14 protein-coding genes and 1 tRNA gene are annotated in these 14,311 nt (G+C 71.7%); 6 read left to right on the top strand and 9 right to left on the bottom strand.

Going from position 1 to position 14,311, the window contains the following annotated elements; translation table 11 throughout:
• Positions 1–344: 344 nt before the first annotated feature.
• On the bottom strand, positions 345–1,265 hold the full coding sequence (locus ACIBK1_RS23595) for an oxidoreductase (RefSeq protein ID WP_030505897.1): 921 nt from the start codon (positions 1,263–1,265) through the stop codon (positions 345–347).
• A 101-nt stretch (positions 1,266–1,366) separates the two neighbouring features.
• Here ACIBK1_RS23595 and ACIBK1_RS23590 point away from each other — a divergent pair, with 101 nt between their 5' ends.
• Positions 1,367–2,296, top strand: coding sequence for a helix-turn-helix transcriptional regulator (locus ACIBK1_RS23590; protein ID WP_051761280.1), 930 nt, complete (start codon positions 1,367–1,369; stop codon positions 2,294–2,296).
• 27 nt (positions 2,297–2,323) lie between these two features.
• Here the strand turns inward: ACIBK1_RS23590 and ACIBK1_RS23585 are convergent, their stop codons facing one another.
• Both ACIBK1_RS23585 and ACIBK1_RS23580 read right to left on the bottom strand, forming a co-directional pair.
• Entirely contained in the window at positions 2,324–3,595 is a 1,272-nt protein-coding gene (locus tag ACIBK1_RS23585; RefSeq protein ID WP_081903247.1) for an alpha/beta hydrolase family protein, read from the bottom strand.
• Positions 3,596–3,756: 161 nt separating this feature from the next.
• Positions 3,757–3,830, bottom strand: a tRNA-Lys gene (locus tag ACIBK1_RS23580).
• 88 nt (positions 3,831–3,918) lie between these two features.
• Here ACIBK1_RS23580 and ACIBK1_RS23575 point away from each other — a divergent pair.
• Positions 3,919–4,767, top strand: coding sequence for an AAA family ATPase (locus ACIBK1_RS23575; protein WP_030505900.1), 849 nt, complete (start codon positions 3,919–3,921; stop codon positions 4,765–4,767).
• Positions 4,764–6,140 (top strand): vWA domain-containing protein, encoded by a 1,377-nt coding sequence (locus ACIBK1_RS23570; RefSeq protein ID WP_030505901.1) that lies wholly within the window; start codon positions 4,764–4,766, stop codon positions 6,138–6,140. The genes ACIBK1_RS23575 and ACIBK1_RS23570 overlap by 4 nt, the downstream gene beginning before the upstream one ends.
• 57 nt (positions 6,141–6,197) lie before the next feature.
• Here ACIBK1_RS23570 and ACIBK1_RS23565 read toward each other — a convergent pair whose 3' ends face one another.
• On the bottom strand, positions 6,198–6,965 hold the full coding sequence (locus tag ACIBK1_RS23565) for a nuclease-related domain-containing protein (RefSeq protein ID WP_030505902.1): 768 nt from the start codon (positions 6,963–6,965) through the stop codon (positions 6,198–6,200).
• Positions 6,966–7,118: 153 nt separating this feature from the next.
• On the opposite strand from ACIBK1_RS23565, the gene ACIBK1_RS23560 reads away from it, so the two are divergent.
• On the top strand, positions 7,119–7,748 hold the full coding sequence (locus tag ACIBK1_RS23560) for a TetR/AcrR family transcriptional regulator (protein ID WP_081903248.1): 630 nt from the start codon (positions 7,119–7,121) through the stop codon (positions 7,746–7,748).
• Here ACIBK1_RS23560 and ACIBK1_RS23555 read toward each other — a convergent pair whose 3' ends face one another.
• From ACIBK1_RS23555 to ACIBK1_RS23540, 4 genes are read right to left on the bottom strand one after another with little or no spacing between them, the layout of a single operon-like run.
• Positions 7,749–8,930: an acyl-CoA dehydrogenase family protein gene (locus ACIBK1_RS23555; RefSeq protein WP_030505904.1), complete on the bottom strand. Its 1,182-nt coding sequence runs from the start codon at positions 8,928–8,930 to the stop codon at positions 7,749–7,751.
• Positions 8,927–10,099 carry an acyl-CoA dehydrogenase family protein gene (locus ACIBK1_RS23550; RefSeq protein WP_030505905.1) on the bottom strand — a complete coding sequence of 391 codons (1,173 nt, stop codon included), beginning with the start codon at positions 10,097–10,099 and terminating at the stop codon, positions 8,927–8,929. The genes ACIBK1_RS23555 and ACIBK1_RS23550 overlap by 4 nt, the downstream gene beginning before the upstream one ends.
• Positions 10,100–10,106: 7 nt before the next feature.
• Complete coding sequence (locus ACIBK1_RS23545) at positions 10,107–11,327, bottom strand: acyl-CoA dehydrogenase family protein (RefSeq protein WP_030505906.1); 1,221 nt, start codon at positions 11,325–11,327, stop codon at positions 10,107–10,109.
• Positions 11,327–12,277, bottom strand: a complete 951-nt coding sequence (locus tag ACIBK1_RS23540) for a phosphotransferase (protein WP_396737654.1) — start codon at positions 12,275–12,277, stop codon at positions 11,327–11,329. The genes ACIBK1_RS23545 and ACIBK1_RS23540 overlap by 1 nt, the downstream gene beginning before the upstream one ends.
• A 119-nt stretch (positions 12,278–12,396) precedes the next feature.
• On the opposite strand from ACIBK1_RS23540, the gene ACIBK1_RS23535 reads away from it, so the two are divergent.
• Positions 12,397–12,978, top strand: coding sequence for a GNAT family N-acetyltransferase (locus ACIBK1_RS23535; RefSeq protein ID WP_396737651.1), 582 nt, complete (start codon positions 12,397–12,399; stop codon positions 12,976–12,978).
• Between the two features lie 81 nt (positions 12,979–13,059).
• A complete protein-coding gene (locus ACIBK1_RS23530; RefSeq protein ID WP_396737648.1) occupies positions 13,060–13,650 on the top strand; it encodes a dihydrofolate reductase family protein in 591 nt (196 codons plus the stop codon).
• 75 nt (positions 13,651–13,725) lie between these two features.
• Here the strand turns inward: ACIBK1_RS23530 and ACIBK1_RS23525 are convergent, their stop codons facing one another.
• Positions 13,726–14,310: a TetR/AcrR family transcriptional regulator gene (locus tag ACIBK1_RS23525; RefSeq protein WP_396737645.1), complete on the bottom strand. Its 585-nt coding sequence runs from the start codon at positions 14,308–14,310 to the stop codon at positions 13,726–13,728.
• Between the last annotated feature and the right edge of the window lies 1 nt (position 14,311).

Here is a 14,311-nt window from a genome sequence, read left to right as displayed (position 1 = left end):
AACCACAGCGAGCCCACGTCGTGACCGGGGGTCAGCCGGACGTCGGCGTCGAGAGCGGCGGCCAGAAGCCGGAGCAGCGGCACCGTCGGCGCCGTACCGCCCTCCTCGATGCACTCGATGTCGTCCTCGCCATCCCCGCGCGTTCGGCCAGTTGCGCCACGCTCAGGCCGAGTGCGGTACGCCTGTCGTACAAGGCCTTGCCGAAGGCCAGCGCCTCGCGGATGGCGATGCGCTCCGGATCCTCAGCCGGCGCCTCCGGTCGCACCCAGCGGGTGTGGTAGCCGACCATCACACCTGCCTCTCATAGGTCTCGGACACCGACCGAGCCTAGCCAGGCCGCAGGGTCAGAGGTAGGTGACGCCGGTCAGGGCCTGGGCGGCGGTCCAGAGGCGTCGCCCGACACTCGGGTCGGCCGCCTCCGCGCTGGGGCGGACCTCCACGACCGGGCCGCGCGTCTCCCATAGGCGGGCCGGTCCGAAGAACTGGCCGCCGCGCACGCCGGGCGCGGTCGCGGCGAAGAGCTGGGGCAGCGCCCCGCGCTCGGGCGACTGCGTCACCAGCAGCCCGAGCCGGGCGAAGATCCGCCCGGTCCGAGGGCGGTACCCCCAGGCCCGGGGGGTGAGATTGCTCCTGGACAGCCCGGGGTGCGCGACGACGCTGACGACCGGTGAGCCCGCTGCGCGCAGGCGGCGGTCGAGTTCGAGGCCGAAGACGGTGGTGGCGAGCTTGGACCGGCCGTACGCGCGGCTCGCGTTGAAGTCCCGCCGTGACATCAGGTCGTCAAAGTCGAGGTTGGCGTTCTTGTGGGTGATCGAGCTGAGGCTGACCACCCGTGCCGCCTCCGCCCGGCCGAGACTGCCGAGCAGCAGGCCGGTGAGGGCGAAGTGCCCGAGCATGTTGGTGCCCAACTGAAGCTCGAACCCGTCGGCCGTCGTGCGGGCGGGGCCGAGGAGGACCACGCCGGCGTTGTTGACCAGCAGGTCGATCGCCGGGAAGGCGGCGGCCAGATCCTTCGCGAACGCGTGCACCGACGCGAGCGAGGCCAGGTCGAGCTCACGCACCTCGATCTCGGCCCGCGGCGCGGAGCGCCGGATCGTCTCGGCCGCCCGCTCGGCGGCGACGGTGTCGCGCACGGCCATCACGACGTGTGCCCCGTGCCGGGCGAGTTCGGTCGCGGTGACCAGGCCGAGCCCCGAGTTCGCGCCGGTGACGACGGCGACCCGGCGGTGCTGGTCCGGGATGTGACTGGCGTTCCAATCGCTCATGGCGGCGACGCTAGGACGAGATCGCCGGGATTCGGTCGTACGCGTCTGCCTGGGAACCGCAGACCTACCTTCGGCGCGGACCGCACCGGCAGACTGTCGGCATGGCTGTCGACCACCCGTACGCCCGTGAGCTCGGCGACTTCCTGCGTGCCCGGCGCGGCCGGTTGCGCCCGCAGGACGTCGGCCTGGAGCCGGGACCCCGGCGCAAGGTGGCCGGCCTGCGGCGCGAGGAGGTCGCGCTGCTGGCCGGGCTCAGCACCGATTACTACCAGCGCATGGAGCAGGGCCGTGAGGTGCGGCCCTCGGACGAGGTGCTCGACGCCATCGCCTCCGCGCTGGACCTCGGCGACGAGGAACGCCGCCACCTGTTCACCCTCGCCCGGGCGGCACGGCGGCCGGCGGCCGTCCGCACGCGCCGCGCCCCGGAACGCGTGCCGGACAGCACGCGGCGCCTGCTGCACGTCATGAACACTCCCGCGGTCGTGCTCGGGCGGCACCTCGACGTGCTCGCGTGGAACACGCTCGCCGAGGCGCTGCTCGGCGATCCGGACACCCTGCCGCCGGGGCGGCGGAACATGCTCATGGCGCTGTTCGAGGATCCCGGGACCCGGGTGCGCTGCCCCGACTGGGAGACCACCGCCCTGCAGTACATCGGCATGCTGCGGGCCGCCGTCGCGACGGACCCGAGTCACCCGCGCGCCACGACGATCATCGGTGAGCTGAGCATCCGCAGCGCGGACTTCCGCCGGCTCTGGGCCCGGCACGAGGTGCGTGAGACGGTCCACGGGACGAAGCTGTTCCGGCACCCGCAGGCCGGCGACCTCACCCTCGACTGGGACGTCTATCCCCTGCCCGGCAATCCCGGGCCGGTCCTGCTCGTCTACACGGCCGAGCCCGGCACCGCGGACGCCGAGCGCCTCCAGCTGCTCGCGTCCCTGCGCGCCACCCGCGTAACGCGGGAAGCCCAGGCCGAACGGCCTGGGCTTCCCGGTGTGGTGCGCCGCCAGGGACTCGAACCCCGGAGCCGTTGATCGACGACTCCTGTAACCCAGCCGTCTCTATGTGCAGGTCTTCGTCTCCGGCGAGCAGAACCCGACCTCCGGGTAGCGCACCGAGGGCCTGTCCAGCAGGGGCTGGGGCTTACCGCCCAGATGCAGGTCGAAGAAGGCTCGGACGTACCTGCGGGTGATGTCCACCGAGCGGCTTCCAGCGAGCTCACTGCCGAGGTCGACGCCGATCTGCTGGGCCAGCAGGTCGTAATCGCTGAAGGACGGGTGCACCGCTCCGGCCACCACCAGCCAGCGCTTCCAACCGGTCAGGTGTGCCCAGTCACGGTCCCATGTGGCGTCCTCGCCACCCGGTCGATGTAGCGGCTGGCCCAGGAACAGGAACGGGCGCGCCACCCCGCTCGCGGGGATCGGGGCGAACATGAGGCCGTCCATGTTGATTCCGGCGCGAACCCGGGAGTCCTTCAGCATCGTCTCTGCGACGCTCGCGCCTCCGAGGGACGTGCCCGCCATCGCGATCCGGGACGCGTCGATCAGGGAGGTGCCCTTCCACCTGGCACGCGGACCGGTCAGCCGATCGATCACGAAGGAGACGTCGACCGCCCGGTTCTCCACCGCCTTCTCACCGAAGTCGTCGACGCCTTCGAGTTCGCATGCGGCGCAGGTGGCAAGCCGCCCGTCGGGGAACGTGGTGGCGAAGGTCTCGTACGTGTGGTCGATGCCGGCCACCACGTAGCCTCTGCTCGCGAGTTCCTCGGCCAGGGCGGTGAGCGAGCTTCGGGGGTCGGTGAAGCCGGGAGAGAGCACGACAAGAGGCAGGGTGTGTGCACGTCCCGCCGGTTCGGCGCCGCTGAACGCGTGGGTCCGCGTTCTGCTCAGCACGTCGGACGGCACGCCCGTCACCCCTTTGCCCTTCAGGATGAGCTCCGACTCCTTGGGCGTGACGTAGGGCGCACGCCGTCCGCTCCCGGACCTCGCCGGATACCAGAGGGAGACCATGAGCTCCCTCGACTTGGCCGAAGGGACCCAGGGGTCGGGGCGCGAGGTGTCCTTCAGCCACAGGGACGTCGTGCCGACCGGATGGGGACCGGTCGGCTCAGGCAGATACGGTGTGCTGCTCGACGTGACCGAAGAGCCGGCGGAGGCGTATCCGGGAGAGGCGGACACCGGCGTCCAGGAGGCGGGGACCGTCAGGGTGAGCAGTCCTGCGACCGCGGCCAGGCCGGCCCGCAGGATTGGAGTCCGGAGCGTCGGCTTTCCACTGCTCCGACGGCTGGTGAGGGCCCCGGCTCTCGGCGCGGCATGCGGATTTCTGTATGGCATGGTTCGATCCTGCGAGGCCCGGGCCTGGCGCGGCATCAGCCGAAAGTGCGGTCGGCGCCGCTCGAGTAGCACTTTCGGCCGGTTCGGAGCGCCGACCGCCGCCGGCACGATCGGCGAATGACGAAAGCCCAGGCCGGATGTACCGGCCTGGGCTTCGACAGTGCGCCGCCAGGGACTCGAACCCCGGACCCGCTGATTAAGAGTCAGCTGCTCTAACCAACTGAGCTAGCGGCGCGAAAGCTCTTAGAGGTTACCGCAGCGGCCAGATCAGACAAAATCCGGCTAGAGTAGAACAACATTCGGTTCTGCGGTTGGGAGCGCACATGTGGTTCGCCTCGCCTGACGAGGTCCGGGGGCGGCTGACGGCCGTCGACTACCTTGCCGACGACGGCATCGCGACATCGGTGTTCCTGGCCGGGGCGCTGGGCAAGCCGCTGCTGGCCGAAGGACCGGCGGGGGTGGGCAAGACCCAGCTCGCCAAGGCCGTGGCGGAGGCCACCGGAGCGCGGCTCATCCGCCTGCAGTGCTACGAGGGCCTGGACGAGGCGCGGGCGCTGTACGAGTGGAACTACAAGAAGCAACTGCTGCGCATCCAGGCCGACGACGGCGCCTGGGACGACATCTTCTCCGAGGAGTTCCTGCTGGAGCGCCCCCTCCTGAGGGCGATCAGGAGCGACGAGCCCACCGTGCTGCTCATCGACGAGACCGACAAGGCCGACGTCGAGGTCGAGGGGCTGCTGCTGGAGATCCTGTCCGACTACCAGATCACGATCCCCGAGCTGGGCACGATCACCGCCACGCGCCGGCCGTACGTCGTGCTGACCTCGAACGCGACCCGGGAGCTGTCGGAGGCGCTCAAACGGCGCTGCCTGTATCTCCACCTCGGCTACCCCACCCCGGAGCGGGAGCGCGACATCCTGCTCGCGCAGGTGCCCGGGCTGCCCGCGAGCATCGCCGACCAGCTCGCCCGTACGGTGGCCACGCTGCGCGCGCTGGAGCTGAAGAAGTCTCCGTCGATCGCGGAGACCGTCGACTGGGCGCACACCCTGCTCGCCCTCGGCCGTACGGAGCTGGACGAGGCGCTGATCGGCGAGACGCTGGGCGTGGTGCTCAAGCACAACTCCGACCAGGTGCGGGCCGCCAAGGAGCTCGGCCTGCCGTCCCGGTCATGACGACTCCGGGGTCCCTCGTGGACCGGCATGTGGGGTTCGTCCACGCCCTGCGGGAGGCCGGGCTGCCGGTCTCCCCGGCCGAGGGGCTGGACGCGGCCCACGCGCTCATGGTCATCGACCTGGCCGAGCGGGAGACGCTGCGCGAGGCGTACGCCGCGACGCTGGTGAAGCGGCCCGCCCACCGGCCGGGGTTCGACCTGCTCTTCGACCTGTGGTTCCCGCCGGTGATCACCGGCACCCAAGGCACCGCCGTCGCCAAGGACGCCAAGGACGCCAAGGACGCCGAACTGCCGGAGCTGCGCGAGCGGCTGGCGGAGCTGCTCATGGGGGATCCTGCCGATCCCACGTTCCGGGAGTTCGCCCGGGCGATGGTCGGGCGGTTCGGGCAGGTCCAGGCCGCCCCCGGCAGGCAGTCGTGGTTCTCCTTCCCGGTGCTGCGCGCGCTGTCGCCGGAGACGCTGGTGGCCCGGATGCTGGCGGCCATGCTCGACGAGCGCGGCGGCCTGCCGGAGAAGGTCGCCAGGCGGCACATCGCGCGGACGACCGAGGCGTTCACCGAGGCGGTGGCCTCCGACGTACGCCGCAGGATCGCCGAGGAGTCGGGCGTCGAGAAGATCGCCAGGTCGGCGGTCCGGCCCCCGATCGACCGGGTCGACTTCCTGCGCGCGACCAAGGAGGAGCTGGCCCGGCTGCGCCGGGAGGTCTACCCCCTCGCCCGCCGCCTGGCCACCCGGCTGTCGATCAGGCAGAAGCGGGGGCGGCGCGGACGGCTCGACTTCCGGCGCACCGTGCGGGCCTCGCTGTCCACGGGCGGGGTGCCGCTCACCACCCACCTGCGCCCGCCCCGCCCGCACCGGCCCGAGCTGGTCGTGTTGTGCGACGCCAGCGACTCGGTCTCCACGTTCTCGCACTTCACGCTGTTGCTGACGTTCGCGCTCCGGGAGCAGTTCACCAAGGTGCGGGCGTTCGCGTTCGTGGACACCGTGGACGAGATCACGGACCTGTTCGCCCCTGGCGCGGACGTGCTGGACGCCATCGGCCGCCTCGCCGACGAGGCCGACATCGTCAGGTTCGGCCGCACCGACTACGGCCACGTCTTCGAGCGCTTCGCCGAACGCTTCCCCGACGCCGTGGGCCCCCGGACGTCGCTGCTGATCCTGGGCGACGCCAGGTCCAACTACCAGGTCCCGGCGCTGGGCACGCTGAAGCGGCTGGCCGGGCAGGCCAGGCACGCCTACTGGCTCAATCCCGAGCCCCGGGCCCAGTGGGACACCGGGGACTCCCTCGCCACGTCGTACGGCTCGGTCGTCCCCATGCACGAGTGCCGCAACGTCGCCCAGCTCGCCGCGTTCGTCGAGACGCTGGCTTCATAGACACCGGCCTGAATCGAGACCCTTCGCCCGAATCGATTCCGGCCCGCGCCGGCGTGCTCAGCTCATGCGGCGCAGGATGCGGGCCGCCGTACGGGCCAGCAGTTCGATCTGGTCCTCGGTGAACCGAGCGGAACCGTTGGCACGGATCCAGCGGGCCACCCTGCCCGGGTAGGCGACGGTCAGCCCCTCCCCGTGCAGCACGCCTCCCCTGGCCTTGATCTTCCCGCCGTGCACGGCGAGCACCGGGGCGATGGAGACCTCGATGCCGGTCTCCTTGGTCAGCAGCGCGGCCATCGACCCGGCGGCGGAGATGAGGCCCTTGGCGACCGAGGTGCCGAACTTCTCGTCGAAGAACAGCCGCTCGCCGTAGCGCGCGATCAGGGTGTCGGGCGACCACGCCTCGTTGTCCACGATCCAGACGCCGCCCGGCCCGATGACGAGGTGGTCGATCGACGCCTCGCCGGGCACCGCCCGGCCGTTCATCACCCGGTAGCCGTGCCGGCGCAGCAAGAAACGCAGCAGCCGTCCGGTGCGCACCTCGCCGCGGCGCTTGCCCCGCCACACCGCCGTACGCTCGTGCAGGCGCCAGGCGATGAACAGGTCGGTGCCGCCCGCGAGGGCGGCCAGGCCGACACCGGCGGCGAACATGTTCAGCCCGAGTCGCGGACCCACCAGGTTGCCGATGACGAACCCCGCGAAGGCGATGGCGGCCCGCATCCGGATGCGGTTCTTGCGTCCGGCGAACCAGAACGTCTCGTACAGGTTCTGCGGCGAGGCGCCGGTGAACTTCTCATCCCTCGGGACGTAAATGGACCCACTGGGCACGCGAACCCCCCACACTAGGCATGCGGCTTTCTCCGGGGATACCCGAGCGGGAATCCCAACCCTCCTAAGGTGAGGGAAGTAGCGCAATTACGCCAGTGCCGACACTTGACCGACCAGTCGGTATGCTTGACGCGAGAGACGAAGGAGGTCGGCATGGCCCGCCGCGCAGCTGGAGAGCACCGCTTAACGGGGGATCGCGTGAACGGGTCCCTGGAGGAGCCCGTACGGCAGCGCCTGCTCGCCGAGGCCACCCGGCTGTTCGCCCAGCGGGGGTTCGAGAGCACGTCGGTGCAGGAGATCGTCGCGGCGGCCGGCGTCACCAAGGGCGCCATGTACCACTACTTCGATTCCAAGGACGACCTGCTCCACGAGATCTACGCCCGGGTGCTGCGCCTGCAGATGGAGCGCCTCAACCGGTTCGCCGACGCGCAGGGCCCGGTGGCCGACCGGCTGCACGGCGCCGCGATGGACGTGGTGGTGACCACGGTCGACAACCTGGACGACTCCAAGATCTTCTTCAGGTCGATGCACCAGCTCGCGCCGGAGACGTACAAGAACGTGCGGGCCGAGCGGCGGCGCTACCACGAGCGGTTCCGCGCCCTCGTCGTCGAGGGGCAGCGCGACGGCGTCTTCCGCGGCGACATCCCCGCCGAGATGGTGGTCGACTTCTTCTTCGGCTCGGTCCACCACCTCGGCACCTGGTATCACCCGGACGGCCCGCTGAACGGCCAGGAGGTCGGCCGTCACTTCGCCGACCTCCTGCTCAACTCGTTGCGTCCGTAGTCACAGCGGCGCGGGGAGGCCGGCCGGGCCGGCCAGCGCGTCACGGTGGTCGCCCGGCGTGCCCAGCGCGATCTGATCGGCCTTGGCCCGCTTGAGATAGAGGTGCGCGGGGTGCTCCCAGGTCATCCCGATGCCGCCGTGGAGCTGCACGCACTCCTCGGCAGCGTGCACCGCCACCGCTCCGCAGTGGGCCTGCGCCACCGCGACGGCCACCGCCGCATCGTCGCCGAGCGGTCCCGCCGCGGGCGCCTCGGCCAGCCGGGCGGCCGCGTTGCGAGCCGCCGCCCTGGCCCCCACGACCTCCAGCCACAGGTCGGCCAGCCGGTGCTTGACCGCCTGGAACGACCCCACAGGCCGGGCGAACTGCCTGCGTTCCTTGACGTACGCGACCGTCGTGGTGAGGCACCACTCGGCGACGCCGAGCTGTTCCGAGGCGAGCAGCCCGGCGCCGCGCACCAGGGCCTCCCACACCCACGGCAGCTCCAGCCCCTCCGCTCTCGCGACGATCCGCGCCGGCGCCGACGCGAAGGACACGGTCGCGACAGGCCGGGTCAGGTCGAGCGAGGCGACCGTCGCCACCCGGACGGCCCCCTGGGCGGTTGAGGGCGCCTCGACCGCGCACAGCCCCACGCCCTGGGAAAGGCGCACCGGGACGATCAGGACGTCGGCGGCCTCCGCTCCGATCACCCCGGTGACCGTGCCGGTCACTGTGCCGGTCACTGCGCCGTCCTCGCCGAGGATCGCCACCGGGGCCGGCGGCGCGTACGGCGAGGCGGCGAACGACACGGCGAGCGCGGCCGTCGCCTCCCCGGCGGCCAGGCGTCCCAGCAGTTCGCCGGCCACCTCTCCCCCTGCCACCAGCAGGGCCTGGGTGGCGAGGACGGCGCTGCTGAGGAACGGCACGGGAGCCATGGCGCGGCCCAGCTCCTCCAGCACGACGGCGGCCTCGCGGGCCGAGGCGCCCTCGTGGGAGGCGGAGCCGCCGAGCTCCTCGGGGATCAGCAGCCCGGCCACGCCGATGTCGCGGGCCAGCGCCTTCCACAGCTCCGCGTCGTACGGAGTGCCGCCCGCGGCGGCGGAGTCGGCACGGTCGAGCACGGCGGACGGCGAGGCCTTGTCGGCGAGCAGGTCGCGCACGGCGGCCCGCAGCTCCTCCTCCACCTCCGTGTACAGCAGCGTCATCGGGGGAGGTCCTTCCAGGCGACGTCCTTGTCGGCGCGCGGCTCGGCGGGCAGGCCGAGGACGCGTTCGGCGATGATGTTGCGCAGGATCTCGGAGGTGCCGCCCTCGATCGAGTTGCCCTTCGCGCGCAGATAGCGGTAGCCGGCCTCGCGGCCGATGAAGTCGACCGTGTCCGGGCGGCGGAACGTCCAGTCGTCGTAGGCCAGGCCGTCCTCGCGCAGCATCTCGACCTCGATGCCGGACAGCTGCTGGTGCAGCCGCGCGAAGGCCAGCTTCATGCCCGACCCCTCCGGCCCCGGATGCCCGGCGGCGAGTTGCTCGCGCAGCCGTAAGGCGGTCAGCCGCATGACCTCCGAGTCGACCCACAGCGCGAGCAGCCGCTGGTGCAGGTCATGGGTGCGCAGCTCGGGGCGGGAGCGCCAGGTCTCGGCGACGACGCCCATCATCGTGCGCCGGCTCGGCGTGCCGCCGATGGCGACCCGCTCGTTCATCAGCGTGGTCTGCGCGACCCGCCAGCCGTCGCCCACCTCGCCCAGCCGCAGCGCGTCGGGCAGCCGCACCCCGGTGAGGAAGACCTCGTTGAACTCGGCCTCACCGGTGATCTGGCGCAGCGGGCGCACCTCGACGCCGGGCGCGTGCATGTCGCACACGAAGTAGGTCAGCCCTCGGTGCTTGGGCACGTCCGGGTCGGTGCGGGCCACGAGGATGGCCCAGCGCGCGGTGTGCGCGCTCGACGTCCACACCTTCTGGCCGTCCACCACCCACTCGTCGCCCTCGCGTACGGCCCGGGTGGCGAGCGTGGCGAGGTCGGACCCGGCCCCGGGCTCGCTGAACAGCTGGCACCACACCTCCTCGCCCGTCCACAGCGGCCGCAGGAAGCGCTTCTTCTGCTCCTCGGTGCCGAACGCGAGGATCGTCGGGGCGGCCATGCCGAGGCCGATGCCGATCCGGCCCGGCTGGTTGTCGGGCGTGCCCTTCAGCTCCCGGTCGGCCACGGCCTGCAGTTCCCTGGACGCGCCGAGCCCGCCGAGGCCCTCGGGGAAGTGCACCCAGGCCAGCCCGGCGTCGAACCGGGCTCGCAGGAACTCCAGGCGGTCCGTGGCCGCCGGGTCGTGCTCCGCGAGAAAGGCTCTGGCGCGCTCGGCGACCGACGCCTCATCCCATGTCACCCGCACATCACCCCATGTATTTCTTGAGTTCGCGATAGGCCAGCGACCGCTTGTGGACCTCGTCGGGGCCGTCGGCGAACCGCAGCGACCGCGCGCCCGCCCACAGCGCCGCCAACGGGAAGTCCTGGCTGATCCCGCCGGCGCCGTGCGCCTGGATGGCCTTGTCCAGGATCCACTCCACCGTCGCCGGACCGGCGATCTTGATGGCCTGGATCTCCGTGTGCGCGCCCTTGTTGCCGACCGTGTCCATCAGCCACGCCGTCTTCAGCACCAGCAGGCGCAGTTGCTCGATGCGCACCCGCGACTCGGCGATCCAGTCCTGGATCACTCCCTGCCGGGCCAGCGGCTTGCCGAACGCCTCCCGTGTCAGCACCCGGCGGCACATCAGCTCGACCGCCCGCTCGGCCATGCCGATGAGCCGCATGCAGTGGTGGATGCGGCCCGGCCCGAGCCGTGCCTGGGCGATGGCGAACCCGCCGCCCTCCTCGCCGATGAGGTTGTCCACCGGCACCCGTACGTCCTCGAACACCACCTCGGCGTGCCCGCCGTGGTCGGCGTCGTCGTAGCCGAAGACCGTCATGCCGCGCCGTACGGTGAGACCGGGGGTGTCCCTCGGGACGAGCACCATGCTCTGCCGGCGATGCTTGGGCGCCTCGGGATCGGTCTTGCCCATCACGATGAAGATCTTGCAGTTCGGGTTCATCGCGCCGGTGATGAACCACTTGCGGCCGTTGACGACGTACTCCCCGCCGTCCCTCCTGATGGAGGTCGCGATGTTCGTCGCGTCGGAGGAGGCGACGTCGGGCTCGGTCATCGCGAAGGCCGACCTGATCTCTCCGGCCAGCAGCGGCTCCAGATACTCCTTGCGCTGCCACTCGCTGCCGAACTCCGCCAGCAGCTCCATGTTGCCGGTGTCGGGGGCGGCGCAGTTGGTGGCGGACGGCGCGATGGCGGGCGACCTGCCCATGACCTCCGCGAGCGGGGCGTACTGGATGTTGGTCAGTCCGGCGCCGTGGACACCCGGGAGGAAGAGGTTCCACAGGCCGCGTGAGCGGGCCTCGGCCTTGAGATCCTCCAGCATCGGCGGCGGGCCCCAGGCGCGCTGGGTCGCCTGCATCTGGGCCGCCTGTTCGTGGAAGGCGTGCTCGGCCGGGTAGACGCACTCGTCCATGAAATCGAGCAACCGGTCGCGATAGCGGTTCGTGGTCGCGTCGAACCCGAAGTCCATCAGACCTCCATCAGCCCGCGGGCGACGATCGGGGCGACCTGGTCGCCGACCTCGGCGAAGCCCTCCCCCACCGTGAGCCCCTTCGTGTATCGGAAATGGATGCCCTCGGCGATCACCGCGAGCTTGAAGCAGGCGAGGCCGACGTACCAGCCGAGCCGGGACAGGTCGCGGCCGGACGCCTCCCCGTAGTGGGCGGCGAGCTCGGAGCCGGGCGGCACCTCCCCGGCCGCGCCCCGGTCGAGCGAGGAGACCTCGCCGTAGAGGAGGAACAGCGCGAGGTCGGTGAGCGGGTCTCCGAGCGTGGACATCTCCCAGTCGAGCACGGCCCGCACCTCGCCGCCCGCGATGAGCGTGTTGCCGAGCTTGAAGTCGCCGTGCACGATCGCGGGCGGGCCGGAGGCGGGCACGTCGCGGGCGAGCCGCTCGTAGAGGTCGTCGATGCCGGGCACCTCGCGGCTGCGCGAGGCGTCGAGCTGCCGCTTCCACCGGGCGACCTGCCGCTCGAGGAAGCCGTCGGGCCTGCCGAAGTCGCCGAGGCCCACGCTCTCGGGGATGATCGAGTGCAGCGCGGCCAGCACGTCCACCAGCCCGTGGGCGAGGTCGGGGGTGAGCGGCGGCTGCCCGCCCTCGACATGCTCCATGACGTAGAAGGGCGCGCCGACGACCTCGGAGTCCCGGCAGAGGTGGTAGGTGCGGGGCACCGGGACGCCGGTGTCCTGGAGCGCGCTCATGACCCGATGTTCACGGCCCATGTCGTGCGCCGTCGCCAGGACGTGCCCGAGCGGCGGCCGCCGCACGACGTACGTGCGCGTGCCGTCCCTGACGACGTACGTCAGATTGGACTTGCCGCCGACGATCAGCTCCGCCGTGAGCGGCCCTTCGGTCAGGCCCTCGCGCTGGAGGTGCTCGGCGAGGCGGGTGAGATCGAGGCCGGGCGGGTCAGGAGTCACGCCGTCAGCGTACCGACCAGACGGTATGTGTGTCGACACGGTCACCCCGAAGTGGTCCTCGCCGTTCCGCCCGAAGTGGCCATCCGCTCGCCCGCCGGACCGGCGCTAACGTCGGGCGCATGACCGCGAAGATGCCCACGCCGGCCGTGCTCGACGGCCACGTCGTACGCCTTGAGCCGCTCGCCCCCGGCCACGCGCCCGACCTGTTCCTCGCAGCCCAGGACGAGGAGGTCTGGCGTCACCGGCCGGAACCCATGCCGCATACCGAGGACGACACGCGCCGCCTGGTGGACACGCTGCTCGCCGACCCGCGCACCACCCAGTTCGCGGTGGTCCTCAAGGAGACCGGCCGGGCGATCGGCTCGACCGGCTACTGGGACGTCGGCGGCTTCGACGAAAGCGTGGAGATCGGCTCCACGTGGTACGGCAGGGCCTACTGGCGCACCGCCGTCAACACCGAGTGCAAGGTCCTGCTGCTCGACCACGCCTTCGCCCTGGGGTTCGTCCGCGTGGTGCTGAAGACCGACATCCGCAATCTGCGGTCGCAGGCGGCCATCGAGCGCATCGGCGGCGTCCGGGAGGGCGTGCTCCGGCGGCAGTACCGCCGCGCGGACGGCACCTGGCGCGACAGCCCTCTGTATTCGATCCTCGACGACGAGTGGCCGGCCCACCGCGCCCGCCTCCTGGCCACCCGGCGGTGACACCCTCTGCGCCTGTCGATCCGGCGGCCTGTCGTTCGTGTAGGGGGTGAGACCGACGGACGACGGTGAAGGAGACACGGCATGGGCAAGGTCATCGCGATCGAGCACCTGACGCTTGACGGTGTGATGCAGGCGCCCGGAAACCCCGAGGAGGACCTGCGCGGAGGCTTCCGGCACGGCGGCTGGGCGAGCCGGCACCAGGACCCGGCCATGCAGGAGGTCATGGGCCGCCACATGACGAGCGCGTGGTCCCTGCTGGCCGGCCGGACGACCTACGAGCAGTTCGCGGGCTACTGGCCCAAGCAGCCGCCGAACCCGTTCAGCGAGGCTCTCGGCCGCGCCCGGAAGTACGTGGCGTCCACCACCCTGACCGAACCCCTCGCCTGGGAGAACTCCGTGCTCCTCGGAGGCGACGCCGCTGACGCGGTGAGCCGTCTGAAGGAGGAACTGCCGGAGAACCTGGTGGTGTTCGGCAGCGGGGTCCTGGTCCGGTCGCTGCTGTCGCGCGACCTCGTCGACACACTGCTCCTTCTCGTCTACCCGCTTGTGCTCGACTCCGGCCGCCGGTTGTTCCCGGACTCGGGCTCGAACCTGCCGGCCTTCCGGCTGGTCGAGTCGACGGCGACCGGGTCGGGAGTGATCATCACCGTGTACCGGCCTGCCGGACGGTGACCCCGGGTATCCGCGCGATCGCTTTGGGGGCGACCGGCGGCCGGCAGCCGGACGCTTCGGCGAGGCCGCCAGGGCTCACCGGCCGGAGACGACCCGGAGCAGTTCCCGGAAGGCGGCGCCGAGTTCGTCGAGGGTCGGCACGTCCCCCGCCCCCACGATCGCGTCGAACAGCATCCCTTCGACGTAGGCGACCATCTGCCGCCCGTGCCGCACCGGATCGGGCGAGCCGGCGGCGGCCAGCACCGCGGCGGCCAGCTCCCGGAACCGGCGCCCCACCTCGTCGTAGATCTTGCGCAGCTCGGGGCGCCGGGTCGCCTCCAGCGCCAACTCGTACCGCGCGATCGTGGTCTCCCGGTGCACGGTGATCGCCGCGTGGATCGCCCTCGCCAGGAGATCCGCCAGCCGGGCCACCTCGCCCGCGCCCTCGGGCATCCCGCCGTCCGGTGGCGTCGCGGCGGTGAACACTGCCTCCTCGCGCTCGGCGAGCCGGGCCAGCGTGAGCTCCAGCAGCGCCGCCCGGGTGCGCGCGTGGTTCGAGGTGGAGCCCGGCGGCAGCCCCGCGGCCTCGTCCACCGCCCGATGGGTGAGGCCGCGCATCCCCCGCTCGGCCAGGATCGCGATGGCCGCGTCCGCGACGACGACCGCACGCTGACTGCTCACC

This window comes from Microbispora rosea (assembly GCF_044460045.1).
GTDB classification, from domain to species: Bacteria; Actinomycetota; Actinomycetes; order Streptosporangiales; family Streptosporangiaceae; genus Microbispora; species Microbispora rosea.
The sequence above is the reverse complement of the archived record's forward strand: the minus strand, read 5'-3'. Positions and strand labels throughout refer to the sequence as shown.